Consider the following 14,703-nt stretch of genomic DNA (forward strand, 5'->3'; position numbering starts at 1 on the left):
GTGGGAGCTGTGTCCACGTATACGTTCAGCAGTGTAAATGCCAACCATACCATCTCGGTGACATTTGTAGGGATACCATCGTATACCATCAGTGCCGGTGCAGGGCCAAATGGCGCTATATCGCCGTCAGGTACTGTCTCCGTAAAGGGCGGTATCAACCAGAAGTTCACCTTCACGCCGGCCGCCGGCTGCCGTATAGCGGATGTGCAAGTTGACGGAACATCTGTGGGCGTAAGGACCACATACACCTTCTACAATATCCAGGCGGCCCACACGATCACCGCCTTTTTCGTGCTTGATGTATATTCGGTCAATGTCACGGCGGCGACGGGAGGAAGTGTCACTGTATCTGGACCGTCAATTACAACAACCACGGTGAACGGGGGAGACAGCAGAATGTTCACGGTGAACCCTGGCAGTCTTACCCTCACCGTCACCCCGGAACCTGGTCGTAAGGTGGTGAGTGTAATCGATAATGGAGCAGCAAGATATGGTGTAACGGCCTATACCTTGACGAACATAAGAAAGGACCATACTATCAACGTGTATTTCAGGTAAGTGGCTTAAAGAGGTCGCAGGTTATTGACGACAGAAAACTTCAGAGGATGACACAAAGGGGCAAGAGGGATACCATTGCCCCCTTGCCGCTCTGCATCACCAAAGTCTGCTGCTCAGGCAACATCAATGGGAGCAGTCACGCATCTTTACCTTCCAGTTGCATAAAACTATCTTGTTCGGGAAGGCAGGTATGGTGAGAAGCCTTGTATCGCGATACCTTTGATGGTTGCCGACTGCCGCTGTATGCTCAATGCGGGAGGTCACTTACGCTGAAGTCATCGAAGTACCTCATTGTAGGAATCTCATCGCATGTACAGGGCTTCGATGCATGCCTGCCTTGCCATCGTTTGCAACGTTACGGTTTACCATTACTTGCTCAGTACCTTCAGGGCCTTTTTGTTGTCCGATGAAGAAAAAATGCAGGTCGCGGTTTTCCCTGTGGCGGTTGCACCGTACACGTAGTTGATATTAATTCCTGCGTCCGCGATCTTCTTGGCTACCTTCTGCAGTTCTCCTGCCTTGTTCGGCATTTCTACCGCGAATACGTCTTCTTCTTCAGCCTTTGCTCCAAGCTTCGCAAGAGCTTTCTTGGCTTTCGCATTGCCGTCGGTGATGAGCATGAAGAACGCCTTCCCCTCCATTCCGTAAGCGCAAATTGAACTGATATTCACTTTCGCCGCTGCAAGGGCGGTCGTGACCTCTGAAAGCAACCCTGGCCTGTCCGGCATGTCGAACTCTAACTGTTTCACCTTTTTCCCTCTCGTCATAACGTCCTCCTTGGAAGAGCTTTCTATCTGAATTGTACATCATGCCCGAGAAAAGTCAAATCGAGATCAGACGGAGAAGTAAGGAAGGGGCGGGGAGACTGCCTATTCGATGTCAAATGTCCTTTTTACAAATATGGGCCCGAAGCGGCGGTATTCTGCGCTTACCCCAAGAAGTCTCCGACAGAAACACTGGTAGTTCTCAGTCTCGCTTCTGTCTTTTCGTGCCTGGCACTAGTGATCTTCAGGCTTTCTCTTATCCCGACTATCTTGATTATTGGGGTTATTACGGTTACTAAAAGGATGGTTCTTGACCCAGGCATCAAGCGAACTAAACTGAATGGCCGCTACGACAGGAAGCATGTAGCCTGTCGTAAACAAAGTCTGTTTGAGAAAGTCACGTCTCATCGTGATGGTATTGCAATTGTCATCAAACATGAGTGCACATCCTTTTTAAGACTGTTCACAGACATCCGTCTCCACAATATGCCGGGGCTTCTCTCAAGACCTGCCGCTTTCCGCCATTCTTACGAAGAGTTGATCTTATCTGAAGCTGCACTGCCTCTTTCTAATTTAATGGTACCAGAAAAAAGTTCCTTGTCAAGTTGATGTATGCGGTGCAAACTTTTTTCGAAAGGGCTTTCAGGTGAGGAGACCTGACCCGCCTGATGGCCGTAATGTCACAATGGTCGCTCCCCATCCCCCGGCTTCTTCTCCTGCCTGAGTATAGGAAGCGACACTGGGCAGTCTTCCAAGGATCGAATGAACGGTCCTCCTCAGAGCACCGCTCCCTTTGCCGTGGATGATACGAACCTGGAGTATCCCTCGTTCTCTGCAGACCCCGAGGTATGTGGGCAACAGGTCTTTGAGGTCGCGTGGCCGGAAGGTATGGAGGTCGAGTACCCCGTCGATCGGAACCTCGACGACTTGGGGCTCTTGAGGGTTCTCTTCATCATCTGTCAGTTGCACGATCAATAGGTGAGGAGGAGCCGGTTCTTGCCCATTCCCGCCTCGGACGTCTTCCCCTTCGTCCGGGGTATTCCTGACCGTGAACTATCCGAATTGACAGAGACCTCCCTCTTGAATAATCCAGGAGGGATTTCTGTATCGCCGATGAAATTGCCCGATTTCTTCGTACCGTCAAAACTGAGAAGGACATGCGTCCCCTTCGCCTTGCACTTTTCGATTACGCGAAAGAGGTCCTGGAGTCTGAAGTCCCCTGCTCCCGGAAGCAGGCCAAGACCGCCTGTGCCGGGAGGATCACAGTATATAACATCTCCTGCCTTTGCCAGAGACATGGCGTCTTCAAAGTCTAGCAAGAGAAAATCGCACCCCTTCACTCTTTCAGACCAAAGGACAACCCTTTTCGCAAAGGCTTCAGGTGATATCGGATCATGCAAGCTACTGAGTGTGGACAGAGAGCCATCGGCTCTAAATCGCAAGGCGCCTTCCGAACAGGAATGAGACAGGAACAAGAGGTCCCCACCGTTGGGCGACCTGTTGTAATGGGCCTTGATCTCCTCATAGACTTCAGCCTTTTCCCCACTCTTCATTTTTTCCCATCGTTCGGTGTACCACTTCATCAAGGTCCTCGGCGACTTCTTGAGCGTTTGCCAAATTTCCATCAAGGGTCTGAAGTTGTCCGAGCCCACTCCTTTTTCGGGTGCATAGGTTGCCAAAACCGCACCGCTTCCGAGGAAGGGCTCAAAATACTTACCGCCTTTCTCGGGGAAATGGGAAACGATTTCGTGGGCAATACGCTGCTTATTACCACTCCATTTGAGGAGCTGGCGCCGGAACGGTTTAACATCGTTGTCGGGAACATGATCAAGAAGCTTGAGTTGCTTCATCTGCCCTCAGAGTCAAGCGATCGGGCCCCATGCCTCAGAAACACGAACCATAGACATCGTCATTCCCTTTCTTGACACAGGACTGGCCGGGGTCGCAGTCGGAATTTGTCATGCAGAATTTCCCGCGCTTCGCAGGAGAAGGAGGAGCAGAAGAAGGGGGAGCAATAGAAGAGTCCGGTTTACGCTCTTTGAGGATCTTATTGACACTGACACATTCGCCGCGATTACTATAGGCCGGCGTTATACATCTTTCGCTATTGTACATGTTGCAGTCGATGTCCGTAGTGCATTCGGTAGCGTATGACGGTTGACAGAAGAAGGGCATCAAAATGGCTGATAAGACCGCCGCGAAGATCGTTTTCATATTCCGCCTCCATCTGTCTTAACCTCATAGGCGCATAGCATATCATGTCCGGTGAAGCTGGTGTGGTGAGAAGCCCTGTATCGCGAGAACTTACTGAGGTTCATATGACAGAATAATCCACAACGATGCCCGAAAGCAACCTCTGCCTTGTTCAGTCGACGGAGAAAGCACACGGAAGGGAGGTCGGTCCGTCTCACTGTCCTGGTGATATCCTTCCTGAAACGATGAAGATCAGGAAGGCCGTCACCATCTGGAGGGAAAGACCGATGAGGAGAGAGGAGAGGAAACTCAGCCGGGGAGTAACAAAGATGACGGACAGGATAAAGACCATCCAGGGGAAGATCATGATCATTAATCCCTTGGCATAGGAGAGCACCGCGTTTTGGCCGCTGTTGAGGTAAATGAGGACAAAGGTGCTTATCGTTATGATCGGCAGAGTCCCCAGAAAGGCTGCAACCAAACCTCTCGACTGGTTGGCAAGATAGGTAACACCGCTTGTAATAAGTCCACCGATGAGAAAATAGAAGAGGTATTTCAGTTCCATGACGTCCTTTTCCATTATAATCCAACTGCGGCCAAAATATCCTCTATCTGACCTGCGGCAGATTCAGGGGAGGGATGAGATAATAATTTCCTTCCCTTTACTCTTTCTTTGTACTAAAATGGTATCAGAAAACGGCAAAGGATAGGGAGATGAAGAGAGGTTGAGCTATGACATCCGTCCAGGTTGAAATCTTTCTTCAGACCCTGATCGCGGGCCTCCTCCTCGGCGGCCTCTATGCCCTGATAGGGCTGGGCATGACCCTCATCATGGGCGTCATGAAGATCATCAACCTCGCCCACGGTGAACTCATGATGGTTGCGATGTATATTGCCTACTGGATGTTCGTGCTCTTTCGCATCGACCCCTATCTTTCAGTCCTTATCGCCACGCCCCTGTTATTCTTTCTCGGCATCGGTATTCAGAAGTACCTGATCAACCCCGTGCTGAAGGCTGAATCGATCCTTCCCGAAAACCAGGTCATCCTGACTGTCGGCATCGGCATGGTTCTCGCTAATCTTGCTACGATCTTTTTCAAGTCCGACTACCGCTCTACCCCTGTCAGTTATGCCACAAGCGCCTTTTACCTGAGTGATTTCTGGAAGACCTCCCCCATTGAGCTTTCCCTGTCGATACCGTGGTCTGTTTCCTTCGTCATTGCCGTCGTCATTACCATAGGTCTCTCGCTCTTCCTCGGCAGAACGGACATGGGCAGATCCATTAGGGGCACTGCACAGGACCCTGATGCTGCGCTCCTTATGGGAGTGAATGTCAAGCGGATGAGGATTGTCACCTTTGGGATCGGTTCAGGGCTTGTCGGCGCAGCAGGATGTCTCTTTATCCCCATCTATTATCTCTTCCCTTCTCTGGGAGGGCAGTTTACCCTTATCGCCTTTGTCATTACGATCCTCGGAGGACTTGGCTCCACGATGGGGGCAATTATCGGAGGTCTCATCCTTGGGGTCTTTGAGTCGATGACAGCCACCTACGTCGGCATGGGATGGGCGCCGGTGGGGAGGTTTGTCGTCTTTGTGGCGGCCCTCATATTCCTCCCGGGTGGTGTGGCATCTCTCTTGAAGCGGAAGAGGCTGGCCAGATGAAACAGTATCTCCCGATCACCGCACTTGTGCTTTTGGCGGCCCTGCCCCTGACCGGACTGAGCAGCTATATGATGCATATTTTGATCCTCGTCATTATGTGGTCGACGATCGGCATGGCCTGGAACCTCCTTGGCGGATACTGCGGCCAGGTCTCTTTCGGCCATGCGGCATACTTTGGCGTTGGCGCCTATACAGCCGGTATCCTCTATACGAAATCCGGCCTCTCCCCGTGGTGGGGAGTTCCCCTGAGCGTTTTCGTTGTAGCCCTCTTTGCCTTTGTCCTCGGCTTCATCGTCCTCAGACTGAGGGGGCCCTTCTTCGCCCTTGCCACCCTTGCAAGCGGTGAGGTCATGCGAGTCACTGCAGAGAACTGGGTCGATTTCACCGGTGGCACCCTGGGAATCATGATCCAGGAGCGGACATGGGTTGAGAAGATATGGTATTTCTATATTGTCCTCGCCATTGCGGCAGTGACATTCTTCCTGGTAAAGAAGCTGATAGAGTCAAAACTCGGGTACTACTTTGTGGCGATAAGGGAAGATCAGGATGCTGCTGAATCTCTCGGCATCAACACGACCCTATACAAGACACTGGCCTTATGCATCAGCGGCGTCCTCACCGGGATTGCAGGCGCCTTTTATACCAATTATATGGGGTATATCGATCCTCATGTGGCCTTTGCCCTCCATGACATATCAATCATCACTATTATGATCGTCATGGTGGGAGGTGTTGCGACATACTGGGGACCCTTTGTGGGAGCCATAATCATGGTGTTACTCGCTGAGCTCATACGCTCCATCCCCGGCCTCGGAGTGGCTTATCAGACCTTTTTTGGAATTTTGCTCATCATCATCATCATCTTTTTGCCGAACGGCATCGTAGGTGATTATCGAAAGCTGAAAGGGCTTGTCGGCATGGGGAGGACACTTTCATGAGCCTCCTCGACGTAAAGAACGTTTCGGTGCATTTCGGAGGCCTTGCCGCAATAAGCAACGTCTCCTTCGAGGTCAGGAAGGGAGACATCGTCGGACTCATCGGACCGAACGGAGCCGGGAAGACGACAATGTTCAATGTGATCAACGGTTTCTACAACCCCACAGAGGGCAAGGTCTTTTTCAAGGACAGGAAGATATCCGGTCTGAAACCGCATCAGATCTGTCAGATGGGAGTCGCAAGGACCTTTCAGGTGGTGAAACCCTTGCAGAGGATGACCGTCCTCGATAATGTCGTCGCCTCAGCCTTCCTGAGGGTAACGACGAGGGCCCAGGCCGAAGAGATAGCCGTCGAAACGACAAAGTTCACCGGTCTTCATGATGACAGGGATGTGATATCAAAGGGACTCCCCCTTGGGAAACGAAAGAAGCTCGAGATTGCAAGGGCCCTAGCAACGCAGCCCGAGATGATCCTGCTTGATGAGTCCTTTGCAGGACTGAACCCTGCCGAGCTCGATGAATCCATAGAGATCATAGGGAAGATCAAGGCGAGGGGAATAACCATTATGATCATCGAACATCATATGAAGGTCATCATGGCCATCTCCGACAGGATTGTCGTCTTGAGTTATGGAGAGAAATTGGCGGAAGGGACGCCGAAGGAGATCGGGAGCAATCCTGCTGTTGTGGAGGCCTATCTTGGAGAGGCTGAAGGTGCTTGAGATAAAGAATGTCGATGTCTTTTATGGTGATGTCCAGGTGATCTGGGACGTTACTTTTGAGGTGAAAAGGGGCGAGATTGTTGCGCTCATCGGCGCAAACGGGGCAGGCAAGTCAACGACTCTGAAGACGATCTCCGGGATCGTACGTCCTGCAAGAGGAGAGATAATTTTTGACGGGACTGTGATTACCAGAACCGAACCCTATAAACTCATAGGGATGGGATTGGCCCTCTGCCCCGAAGCGAGGAAACTCTTCGTAGAGATGACCGTTGAAGAAAACCTCGACATGGGCTCGTTAAGGGGGGAAGCAAAGAGACAGAGACGGAAGACGAAGGAGATGGTCTTTGAGCTCTTTCCGAGGCTCAGTGAACGGAGGAGACAGCTTGCCGGTACCTTGAGCGGCGGGGAGCAGCAGATGGTCGCCATAGGGAGGGGGCTTATGGCACTGCCAAAGCTTCTGATGTTCGATGAACCTTCTCTCGGACTTGCACCGATACTGGTGCGGGAGATCTTCAATGTTATAAAAAAGATACGGCAGGAAGGAACGACGGTCCTTCTCGTTGAGCAGAACACAAAGCAGACCCTTTCATTATCCGACAGGGCCTTTGTCCTGGAGAGCGGCAGAATAAGCCTCCAGGGGGCAGGGCAAGCATTACTCAATGACGAGCACGTGAAGAAGGCCTATCTTGGGGTATGACAACGGGCGGGTAAGGCTCCGGACAAAAGCGTGTGGCGCTCGGCCGTATAGGAGGTGAGGAGATGTTTGTATCTGACTGGATGACGAAGAAGGTTTACACGATCGGTGTTGATGACAGTATATCCGATGCGATCATGATCATGAAGGAAAAGGGTATCAAGCACCTTCCCGTCCTGAAGGACGATAAACTGAAAGGCATCATCTCGGACGGGGACATAAAGGAATTCAGTCCCTCGAAGGCCACGTCCCTTGATATCTATGAGCTCCATTATCTCCTTGCAGTGACAAAGGTGAAGGAGGCGATGAAGGTGAAGGTCTTTACCACCACTCCCGAGACGCCCGTGGAAGAGGCAGCCATGGTCATGCATGACGAGAACATCGGATGCCTTCCGGTACTCGACCAGGGGAGGCTTGTCGGCATCATCTCGGACAGGGACATATACCGCGTCCTCGTCGACATAACCGGTGTGAGGCACGGCGGCCACAGGATTTATGTTACTATCGAGGACAGGCCAGGGTCGGTGAAAGAGGTGGCTGACATCATCAGAAAACATGCATTCCATCTCCAGAGTATCCTCACATCCTACGAAGGCGTGAAAGAAGGATACCGTGACCTTGTGATCCGGGCCAAGGGAGCAGGCGATTTCAGAAAGCTCAAGGCCGAGCTCGAGGGTACCTATAGAAACGTGAAGATAAAGAAGGGTTGATGCGATGATACGCATGCCAAGTCCCAGTTACGGCATAACAATACGGGTTGCCATCGATAACCGCATCGGAATGTTCGCAAAGATCGCAACGTCCATCGGCCTGGCCGGCGGAGACCTCGGTGCTGTCGACATCGTTCGTGTTGAGAAAGGAAAGGTCGTTCGGGATATTACGGTCAATGCGCGGGACGAGGAGCACGAAAAGGAGATCGTAAAGGCTATTGAAGAGACAAGCGGCGTAAAGGTGATCTCGGTCATGGACCAGACCTTCTCCGCACACGAGGGCGGCAAGATCGAGATCCACAACAAGGTCCATGTGAGGGACAGAAATGACCTCTCAAAGGTCTATACACCCGGTGTGGCGAGGATCTGCAGAGACATCGGAGAAAACAGGGACCACGCTTACCGGTATACCATAAAGGGCAATTCGGTGGCGGTGGTTACGGACGGGTCCGCGGTCCTCGGTCTCGGCGATATCGGGCCTGAAGCGGCAATGCCGGTTATGGAAGGCAAGGCGATGATATTCAAGGAGTTCGGCGATATTGATGCTTTCCCGATCGCACTGAAGACGAAGGACACCGAAGAGATCATCAATACGGTCAAGAACATTGCAACACCCTTTGGCGGCATAAACCTTGAGGATATTTCCGCCCCCCGATGCTTTGAGATCGAGGCGAGGCTGAGAAAAGAATTGGACATCCCTGTTTTCCATGATGACCAGCATGGAACGGCGGTCGTCGTACTTGCTGCCCTCCTCAACGTATCGAGGCTTCTCAAGAAGGACATCAAGAAATTCAGGGTCCTTATCCTGGGCGCCGGCGCAGCAGGGATGGCCAACGCACTCATGATGTCGGCCTTTGGAGTAAAGGATATCACCCTTTGCGACAGGGCCGGTGCGATCTATGACGGAAGAAAGAACGATATGAACCCATACAAGATCGCCATCGCGAAGAAGACGAACCCGAGGAAGGTGAAGGGAGGTCTCAGCGAAGCGATAAAGGACGTGAATGTCTTTGTAGGCCTTGCAAGCCCCAATACCGTCAGACCCGAGGACATACGGAAGATGGCGAAGGATCCTATCATATTTGCCCTTGCGAATCCGGATCCAGAGATCGCTCCCGAAGATGCCCTCCCTCTCGCAAAGATCCTTGCGACGGGGAGATCCGACTACCCGAACCAGATAAACAATATGCTCGGTTATCCGGGGATATTCAGGGGGTTGCTCGATGTCCGGGCGCGGGGTGTGAATGAAGAGGTCAAGTTTGCAGCTGCCAAGGCGATCGCCTATACGGTAAAGGGTGACGAGCTCCATGAGGATTATATCATTCCCAGTCCCTTTGACAGAAAAGTGGTTGCTGCCGTTGCCCAGGAGGTAGCCAAGGCAGCGAGGAACACGGGGCTCGCGAGGAAATAGGATGAGTGATTACCGTATCGAAAGAGATTCCATCGGCGAAGTCCAGGTTCCTCGGTCTGCCCTCTATGGAGCGCAGACCCAGAGGGCCGTCGAGAACTTTCCTGTGAGCGGTATCCGCTTCCCCCGTGTCTTTATCCGCTCTCTCGGGCTCGTGAAGGCCTCTGCTGCGCAGGTGAATGCCGAAATGGGACTTCTCGATCATGGGATGTCGCAGGCAATTCAGCAGGCTGCCCAGGAGGTAATGGAAGGACTGTGGGATGACCACTTTCCCCTCGACATATTCCAGACAGGCTCAGGCACGTCGACGAATATGAATGCCAACGAAGTTGTCGCTGCGAGGGCAAACGAGATCCTCACAGGATCGAGGAATTCAAAAACTCCTGTCCATCCGAATGACCACGTGAATATGGGGCAGTCTTCGAATGATGTGATACCCACCGTCATCCATGTCTCTGCCTGTCTCCTGGTCAAAGAAGAGCTCCTCCCTGCATTTGAGCTTCTTGAGAGGACCATAAGGAAGAAGGCGGAAAACTACAAAGGCGTCGTCAAGACCGGAAGAACCCATCTCATGGATGCAATGCCCTTGACCCTCGGACAGGAGATGTCGGGATGGGCAGCACAGGTGGTGTATGCCATTGAGAGGATTCGGACTACGTTGCCGGGGCTCTCGGAACTCGCGATAGGGGGAACGGCGGTCGGTACAGGGATAAACGCCCATCCCGATTTTGGCTCGAAGGTGTGCAGGGTGCTGCGGGATAAGACAGGCATTGATTTCGTTGAAGCAGCGAATCACTTCGAAGCCCAGTCAGCCCAGGACGCTGTCGTCGAGTTATCAGGTCAGCTCAAGACATTCGCAACAGGCCTCATGAAGATCGCGAATGACCTGCGGTGGATGAACAGCGGCCCTATGGCGGGGCTATCGGAGATACGACTGCCCTCCCTTCAACCCGGTTCATCCATAATGCCAGGGAAGGTGAACCCGGTGATCCCTGAGGCCGTCAGGATGGTCTGCGCGCAGGTCATGGGGAATGACACCGTCATATCCATAGCCAACGCAATGGGGGATTTCCAGCTGAATGTGATGCTGCCGGTGATAGCCCATAATATAACCCAGTCGATCACGATACTCTCCAACGTGTCCCATCTCCTGGCGGAGAAGGCCCTCGAAGGTCTTGAAGTGAATGAGGAACATATTCACGAACTGATCCACCGAAACCCGATTATTGCGACTGTCCTCAACCCCATCATAGGGTACGAAAAGGCGGCAGAGGTCGTTAAAAAGGCATTGAAAGAGAGGAAGACGGTGAAGAAGGCAGCAGTCGAAATGGGGTATCTCTCAGAGGATGACGCTGAAAGGCTCCTGGACCCCGAGATGATGACGAGACCGGGGCTCAACGATGTAAAGGAATAGGGGATTGAAAAAGGCGTGACCATACAATTCCTGAAGAGTACCGTTGGAAGAAAGCTCTTGATGGCTGTCACAGGCTTTTCCATGATCATCTTTGTCATTATCCATCTCCTCGGTAATTCCTCCATCTTTGCCGGTCCCGACGGTATCAACGCCTATGCAGCGGCTCTCCACCGTTTCGGCCTTATCGTCTGGGTATTCCGCATCATCATGCTGACGCTCCTCTCACTCCATCTCTTTTTCGGTATTCAGTTGACCCTCGAAAACCGGGCGGCAAAATCGAAGTCCTATGTTGTTCAGGAGAGCCTCAGAGCGACCTTTGCCGGGAAGAACATGATCTGGACGGGGCTTCTCATAGGGGCATTCCTTGTCTACCATCTTCTCCATTTCACCTTTCAGGTTACAAACCCCGAGATTGCCGCAATCAGGCACCTCGATGCAGCGGGGAGGCAGGACGTCTTTATGATGGTGGTGCTCAGCTTTCAGAAGAGTGTGATCTCGTCACTTTATGTTTGTGGCATGGCGGCCCTCGGTTTCCACCTCGGACATGGCATACAGAGTTTCTTCCAGACACTGGGGTTGAATAACGACAGGAGCCTCTCTCTTCTGGAAAAGGGAGGAACCTTTGCAGCCCTTCTCCTTTTTCTCGGATATATATCGATCCCGATCCTCATCTTTGCACGGATCGTGAAATAGAGGATATCGTATGAGACAAAACTCTGGTGCAGTGCCAAAGAGGTTGATGAAAAGAAGTTGTCTCACGGGAGTACATTGTGATTCTTGACGGGAAATGTCCTTCAGGCCTCCTTTCAGAAAAATGGGAGAGACATCGCCATGAGATGAAACTGGTGAGTCCGGCCAACAAGCGGAAATACCGGATCATCGTTGTCGGTACCGGTCTTGCTGGGGCCTCTGCTGCTGCGACCCTCGGAGAACTCGGGTATAGCGTCGATTCTTTCTGTTACCAGGACACCCCGCGAAGGGGCCACAGCATCGCAGCCCAGGGTGGCATCAACGCAGCAAAGAACTACCCGAATGATGGAGACAGTATCTTCCGGCTTTTCCATGACACGATCAAAGGAGGAGACTTCAGGTCTCGCGAGGCAAACGTTTATCGTCTGGCAGAGGTGAGCTGTAGTATTATCGACCAGTGCGTAGCCCAGGGAGTCCCCTTTGCCCGCGACTATGCCGGTTATCTCGCCAACCGTTCCTTTGGCGGCGCCCAGGTCTCGAGGACCTTTTATGCGCGGGGACAGACAGGTCAGCAACTGCTCCTTGGCGCCTACTCAGCCCTCTCACGCCAGATGAAGGAGGGGACCGTAACACTTCATCCCCGGACAGAGATGCTTGACCTCGTTATTATTGATGGTGAGGCCAAGGGCATTACGGTTCGCGACATGGTGACCGGCAAGATAGGCTCCTATGCGGCAGACGCTGTCTGCCTCTGTACGGGCGGTTATAGCAACGTCTTCTATCTCTCGACGAACGCGATGGGATCGAATGTGACGGCGACGTACCGCGCGTACAAGAAGGGCGCCTTCTTCGCAAACCCCTGTTTTACGCAGATCCACCCGACCTGTATCCCTGTCACCGGAGACCATCAGGCCAAGCTTACCCTGATGTCCGAGTCCCTCAGAAATGACGGCAGGGTCTGGGTGCCGAAGACGAAGGGAGACAGACGGGCGCCAAATGAAATCCCTGAAGAGGAGAGGGACTACTACCTGGAGCGAAAATACCCGAGCTTCGGCAATCTTGCTCCCCGCGACCTTGCGTCCCGTGCAGCCAAAGAGGTCTGTGATGAAGGCCGAGGGGTCGGAACGAGCGGCCGGGGCGTCTTTCTTGATTTCAGTGATGCCATCAAGCGCTCTTGTGAAGATAAGATACGCGAGCGTTACGGCAACCTCTTTGAGATGTACGAACGGATAACCGACGAGAGTGCCTACAAGCAGCCGATGCGCATCTATCCGGCGCCCCATTACACCATGGGCGGCCTCTGGGTCGATTACAATCTTCAGAGCAATATCCCGGGACTCTTTGTTCTCGGCGAGGCGAACTTCTCCGACCACGGCGCCAACAGGCTCGGTGCGAGCGCGCTCATGCAGGGACTGGCCGACGGATATTTCATCATACCCTATACGATCGGCAATTACCTTGCCCGGACCAGACCGGGTAAAGTCATTACCGGAAATCCAGAGTTCAGGAAGTCGATGGAGGATGTCGAGGCCTTTACAAAAAGACTTCTTTCGATCAAGGGCAAGAAGACCGTGAATGAGTTCCACCGTGAACTCGGCAGGATCATGTGGGACAATGTCGGTATGGCACGGAGCGAGGAAGGCCTCAGGAAGGCCCTGACACTGATTCCCGAACTCCGCGCAGAATTCTGGAGCAATGTGCATGTTCCCGGGGACGGAGCAGAATTGAACCAGGAACTCGAGAAGGCCGGTCGTGTTGCAGACTTCCTCGAGTTCGGCGAACTTATGGCAAAGGATGCCCTTCATCGCAGAGAGTCATGCGGCGCGCATTTCCGGGTAGAATATCAGATGTTTGATGGAGAGGCGAAGCGCGATGACGAGAATTTCTGCTATGTTGCGGCCTGGGAATTCAAGGGTCTTGAGAGGGATCCGGAATTGCACAGGGAGCCCCTTGTCTTCGAAAACGTCCAGCTCTCGGTGAGGAGTTACAAGTAATGGATCTAACGTTGTTTGTCTGGCGACAGAAGGGTCGGGATGACAAGGGGAGACTCGAGCGGTATGAGGCGAGGGGCATAAGCAAGGACATGTCCTTCCTCGAAATGCTTGACGTCGTCAACGAGGAGCTCATAAAGAAAGGGCAGGAGCCCATAGCCTTTGACCATGACTGCAGGGAGGGGATCTGCGGCATGTGTTCCCAGGTGATAAACGGTGTCCCCCACGGACCGCAGGAAAAGACGACGGTCTGCCAATTGCACATGAGGAATTTCAAGGACGGAGACACGATCTACATCGAACCCTGGCGTGCGAGGGCCTTCCCGGTGATAAAGGACCTGATCGTGGACCGTAGCGGCCTTGATCGCATTATCCAGGCGGGCGGCTATATCTCCGTCCATACCGGTGGCGTCCCTGACGGGAATGCCATCCTCATTCCGAAGGCTGATGCAGATGTCGCGATGGATGCCGCCGAATGTATAGGCTGCGGGGCCTGCGTTGCTGCCTGCCCGAACGGCTCCGCGATGCTCTTTGCTGCAGCAAAGGTCACCCATCTCGCCATGCTTCCCCAGGGGAGGACCGAGGCTGCGCGGCGTGTCTGCGTGATGACCGAGGCGATGGTGAGGGAAGGATTCGGGAGTTGCAGCAACCACTATGAGTGCCAGGCAGCCTGCCCGAAGGGGATCAAGGTCCAGTTCATCGCGAAGCTGAACAGGGAATTCATAAAAGCCCAATGGTAGTATCTGCTGAATCCGGACTTACGGAACCGTATAACCGCAAGTGGGATGATTGATGAAAACAAAGGGGACGGTTCTTTTTGACAGGAGTTTCGGAGATCTCTCCTGATTTAGTCGACAACCCGTTGAAAACTATGATAAATTCTGCATCAAAGATGTAAGACCCACCTAAGCACCGGGAAATTCCTTTAGAAATAGTTGTCGTTATTGACTGCGTGCATTTTG

General features: G+C 52.8%; 15 protein-coding genes. 11 read left to right on the forward strand and 4 right to left on the reverse strand.

The features are described 5' to 3' along the window. Positions 1 to 558, forward strand: a 558-nt coding sequence (locus VFG09_11550; GenBank protein HET6515786.1) for a hypothetical protein, incomplete at its 5' end; no start/stop codon positions are given. Between the two features lie 368 nt (positions 559 to 926). Here VFG09_11550 and VFG09_11555 read toward each other — a convergent pair. From VFG09_11555 to VFG09_11570, 4 genes are all read right to left on the reverse strand, one after another. Beyond that, a complete protein-coding gene (locus VFG09_11555; protein HET6515787.1) occupies positions 927 to 1,325 on the reverse strand; it encodes an ACT domain-containing protein in 399 nt (132 codons plus the stop codon). Positions 1,326 to 1,964: 639 nt separating this feature from the next. Beyond that, positions 1,965 to 2,291, reverse strand: coding sequence for a Smr/MutS family protein (locus tag VFG09_11560; GenBank protein ID HET6515788.1), 327 nt, complete (start codon positions 2,289 to 2,291; stop codon positions 1,965 to 1,967). Between the two features lie 2 nt (positions 2,292 to 2,293). Then, on the reverse strand, positions 2,294 to 3,172 hold the full coding sequence (locus VFG09_11565) for a DNA adenine methylase (GenBank protein HET6515789.1): 879 nt from the start codon (positions 3,170 to 3,172) through the stop codon (positions 2,294 to 2,296). Positions 3,173 to 3,729: 557 nt separating this feature from the next. Further along, positions 3,730 to 4,095 carry a hypothetical protein gene (locus VFG09_11570; protein ID HET6515790.1) on the reverse strand — a complete coding sequence of 122 codons (366 nt, stop codon included), beginning with the start codon at positions 4,093 to 4,095 and terminating at the stop codon, positions 3,730 to 3,732. 152 nt (positions 4,096 to 4,247) lie between these two features. Here VFG09_11570 and VFG09_11575 point away from each other — a divergent pair, with 152 nt between their 5' ends. The 10 genes from VFG09_11575 (at position 4,248) to VFG09_11620 (ending at position 14,481) form a co-directional block, all read left to right on the forward strand. After that, positions 4,248 to 5,177: a branched-chain amino acid ABC transporter permease gene (locus VFG09_11575; protein ID HET6515791.1), complete on the forward strand. Its 930-nt coding sequence runs from the start codon at positions 4,248 to 4,250 to the stop codon at positions 5,175 to 5,177. After that, positions 5,174 to 6,115 (forward strand): branched-chain amino acid ABC transporter permease, encoded by a 942-nt coding sequence (locus tag VFG09_11580; protein ID HET6515792.1) that lies wholly within the window; start codon positions 5,174 to 5,176, stop codon positions 6,113 to 6,115. Before VFG09_11575 ends, VFG09_11580 begins: the two co-directional genes overlap by 4 nt. Then, positions 6,112 to 6,834 carry an ABC transporter ATP-binding protein gene (locus VFG09_11585; GenBank protein HET6515793.1) on the forward strand — a complete coding sequence of 241 codons (723 nt, stop codon included), beginning with the start codon at positions 6,112 to 6,114 and terminating at the stop codon, positions 6,832 to 6,834. The genes VFG09_11580 and VFG09_11585 overlap by 4 nt, the downstream gene beginning before the upstream one ends. After that, a complete protein-coding gene (locus VFG09_11590; protein ID HET6515794.1) occupies positions 6,812 to 7,531 on the forward strand; it encodes an ABC transporter ATP-binding protein in 720 nt (239 codons plus the stop codon). Before VFG09_11585 ends, VFG09_11590 begins: the two co-directional genes overlap by 23 nt. Positions 7,532 to 7,593: 62 nt before the next feature. Then, a complete protein-coding gene (locus tag VFG09_11595; GenBank protein HET6515795.1) occupies positions 7,594 to 8,238 on the forward strand; it encodes a CBS and ACT domain-containing protein in 645 nt (214 codons plus the stop codon). Positions 8,239 to 8,242: 4 nt separating this feature from the next. Continuing rightward, complete coding sequence (locus VFG09_11600; GenBank protein ID HET6515796.1) at positions 8,243 to 9,649, forward strand: NAD-dependent malic enzyme; 1,407 nt, start codon at positions 8,243 to 8,245, stop codon at positions 9,647 to 9,649. A 1-nt stretch (position 9,650) separates the two neighbouring features. Next, positions 9,651 to 11,060, forward strand: coding sequence for a class II fumarate hydratase (locus VFG09_11605; protein ID HET6515797.1), 1,410 nt, complete (start codon positions 9,651 to 9,653; stop codon positions 11,058 to 11,060). Between the two features lie 15 nt (positions 11,061 to 11,075). Beyond that, entirely contained in the window at positions 11,076 to 11,753 is a 678-nt protein-coding gene (locus VFG09_11610; protein ID HET6515798.1) for a succinate dehydrogenase cytochrome b subunit, read from the forward strand. A gap of 77 nt (positions 11,754 to 11,830) precedes the next feature. Further along, a complete protein-coding gene (locus tag VFG09_11615; protein ID HET6515799.1) occupies positions 11,831 to 13,744 on the forward strand; it encodes a fumarate reductase/succinate dehydrogenase flavoprotein subunit in 1,914 nt (637 codons plus the stop codon). Further along, a complete protein-coding gene (locus VFG09_11620; GenBank protein ID HET6515800.1) occupies positions 13,744 to 14,481 on the forward strand; it encodes a succinate dehydrogenase/fumarate reductase iron-sulfur subunit in 738 nt (245 codons plus the stop codon). The genes VFG09_11615 and VFG09_11620 overlap by 1 nt, the downstream gene beginning before the upstream one ends. Positions 14,482 to 14,703: the final 222 nt, after the last annotated feature.

This window comes from Thermodesulfovibrionales bacterium, from assembly GCA_035686305.1.
Classification (GTDB): Bacteria; Nitrospirota; Thermodesulfovibrionia; order Thermodesulfovibrionales; family UBA9159; genus DASRZP01.